At 71.5% G+C, this 2951-nt stretch carries 2 protein-coding genes; both read left to right on the top strand.

Annotation, left to right across the window (positions count from 1 at the left end):
* Positions 1 to 321: 321 nt before the first annotated feature.
* Positions 322 to 1419, top strand: coding sequence for an endo-1,4-beta-xylanase (locus P7D22_RS22695; protein WP_319936520.1), 1098 nt, complete (start codon positions 322 to 324; stop codon positions 1417 to 1419).
* A 66-nt stretch (positions 1420 to 1485) separates the two neighbouring features.
* Positions 1486 to 2951, top strand: a 1466-nt coding sequence (locus tag P7D22_RS22700) for a GumC family protein (protein WP_319936521.1), incomplete at its 3' end; no start/stop codon positions are given.

A 2951-nucleotide genomic window follows, 5' to 3' on the forward strand; every position in this document is an offset into this window, starting at 1 on the left:
CCCTGCTGCCGCCCGGGAGGCGGCGGCACGCCATCGTCGGTCTGCGCCATGGCCGGGGGGGCCAGGCTGGCCAGCAGCGCGGCGGCGAGCGCCACCCGGCGGGCGAGATGCATCGGTTGTGTCACTCCGGCTTTCCTTCTCGATGTCGGGACCATGGTGGACGACCTTGCCAGAGCGGTCCCGCGAAGTCACCTCCCGGCCGCGCCGTGACGCCCGCCAAGTCGCGCCACGGGGTTTGCGCCCCGTTAAGCGTCGCGGCGGAACGGCGTGGCGGCGGCGCGCCGTTCGGGCATCATGGGCCGACACATCGGGAACATCGCCATGGAAGGCCTGACGCGCCGGGCATTGATGAGCGGCCTCGCGGCCGTGGCCGGCAGTGGCCGCATGGCGGCAGCGGCCGGGGTGCCGGCGAATGCCGGCCTGCGCGACCACGCCGCACGGGCCGGGCTGATCTATGGGGCTGCCGTGACCCTCGAAAGCCAGGGCGACCCCGTCACCCGGGCGCTTTACGAGCGCGAAGCCCGCATCGTCACGACGGATCTGGAACTGAAGTTCGCGGGGCTGCGGCCCACCCCGGACGGGTTCCGGTTCGAGGGCGCCGACACCTTGGTGGCCTGGGCGAGGCGCCAGAACCTGCTGGTGCGCGGCCACACGTTGATCTGGAACGAAAGCAACCCCGACTGGCTGAAGCGCTGCTCGGCCCGCGAGGTCGAGCGCATCTTCGAGCAGCACATCGAAACGGTGGTGAGCCGCTATGCCGGCCGCATCCACACCTGGGATGTGGTCAACGAGCCGTTCTGGCCGGACCACGGCCATCCCGGCGGCTATCGCCAGGGCCCCTGGTACAACGCGCTCGGGCCGGACTACATCCCGCGGGCCTTGAAGCGCGTGCGCGCCATCGACCCCAACGTCAAACTCTGCATCAACGAGGCCCATTGCGAGCTGGCGACCGGTTGGGGGGCGCAGATCCGCCCGTGCCTCACCCGGCTCGCCACCGAGCTGCGGCACGCGGGGGTGCCACTCGACGCGATCGGGCTGCAGGCGCATCTGCGCCCCGACAAGCCCTATGACGACGGCCGCTACGCCGCCTTTCTGCACGAACTGGCCGACACCGGCGTCGCCCTGCACCTGACCGAATTCGACGTTTATGACGGCGGCTTTCCGGACGACGTGGCGCAGCGCGACGCCGCCGTGGCGGCGCGGGCGACCGCCTTCCTCGACGCCGCCCTGGCGGTGCCGGCCGTCAGCATGGTGGTGAACTGGGAAATCCAGGACGACCACAGCTTCTACGACCACGAGGCTCTCGCCCGCGACCCCGCGGCCTCGCGCCTGCCGCGGCCGTTGCCCTTCGATTCGCTCGGGGCCCGCAAGCCGCTCTGGCACGCCATGGCGGCGGCCTTCGATCGCCGCACCGCTTAAGCTTTCGTAAGACATGTTCGTTAAAAACTGCGGGGCGTCCCGTCATGGGCGCCGTGCCGGATGCGGATGTTCAGCGCCGCCGTGGCCCGCAGGGGGACCCACCACAGGATGCGCACCGCCACCGGCCAAAGCAGCGCCGCCTTTGACCGCTTCGGGGTGGAGCGACGGCGCGCAGCGCCGTCCCGGCGCCAGGGCGACCTCGCCGACATCCTGGCAATCCTGCAGGCGGGCTGGCGCACGGTGGCGCTGATCTGGGTCGGCGTTGTGGCCCTGGCGGTCGCCTATCTGGCGGTGGCGCCCCGGTCCTACACGGGCTCGGCCTCCCTGCTGATCGATGCCCGCAACCGCGGTCCCGTCGGCGACAGCGCCGTCGCGACCCTCAACAGTTCGCCCGACGCCATCCTGGTGGAAAGCCAGGTGCGCCTGATCGCCTCCGAACCCGTGCTGCGCCGCGTCGTCGAAACCGAGCACCTCGACCAGGACCCCGAATTCGCGCCCGTGGCGCCCGGGCTGAAGGCGCGCCTCCTCGGTCTCGTCGGTCTCGGCCGGGCCAAATCGACGGAGCCCGACGACCCCGTGCGGCGCGCCACAGGGGCGCTCGCGACCCATGTGGCGGTGAAGCGCTCGGAGCGCACCTATATCGCCGACATCGACGTGACGTCGCGCGATCCCGCCACCGCGGCCCGGCTCGCCGATGCGGTGGCCGATGCCTATATCGCGGACCAGCAGGCGGCCCGGGTCGATGCGGCGACGCGCGACAGCGACTGGGTGTTGTCCCAGGTGACCGAGATGCAGGCGGCCCTGCAGGGCGCCGAAACCCGCGCCGAAGCGTATCGGCGTGACCACGGCATCATCGACGTCAACGGCAAGATGCTGAACGAGCAGAACCTGTCCGAGGCCGCGACCGCGCTGGTGCAGGCCCGCGCCAAGGTGGCCGAGGCCCGCGCCCGCTACGATCAGGTGGAGCGCGTCATCGCCTCGGGGCGCGGCGCCGACACGCTGCCGGACGCCCTGAAGTCGCCCGCCATCGACAAGCTGAAGAGCCAATATGCCGACATCAGCCGGCAACAATCGACGCTGCGCCAGACCCTCGGCAGCCGCCATCCGGCGCTGCTCGAATCCGACCAGCAGTTGCGCGACATCCGCCGGCTGCTCAAGGAGGAGCTCGCCCGGGTCGAGGCGGGCCTCGCCAACGAATACCAGACCGCGCAGGCCGGCGTGGTGGCGCTCGAGGGCGAAGTGCAGAGCCTCAAATCCACCACGGTCAGTTCCAACGGCGACCGGGTGAAGCTCGACGAGCTGCAGCGCGACGTCGACGCCCGGCGCGCCGTTTACGACCGCTTCCTGCGGGCCCGCGACACCGTCAAGGAACAAACGTCCGACGCCCCGATCGGTCGCCTCGTGGCGCCAGCCGGGGTGCCGATCGCGCCCTCCTCGCCCAAGACCGTGGCGGTGTTGGCGCTGGCCACCATCGCCGGGCTGCTGCTCGGGGCCGGCACGGCCCTGCTGCGCCACACCCTGCGGGCCGGCCG

Source organism: Lichenihabitans sp. Uapishka_5, assembly GCF_033947565.1.
GTDB lineage: Bacteria > Pseudomonadota > Alphaproteobacteria > Rhizobiales > Beijerinckiaceae > Lichenihabitans.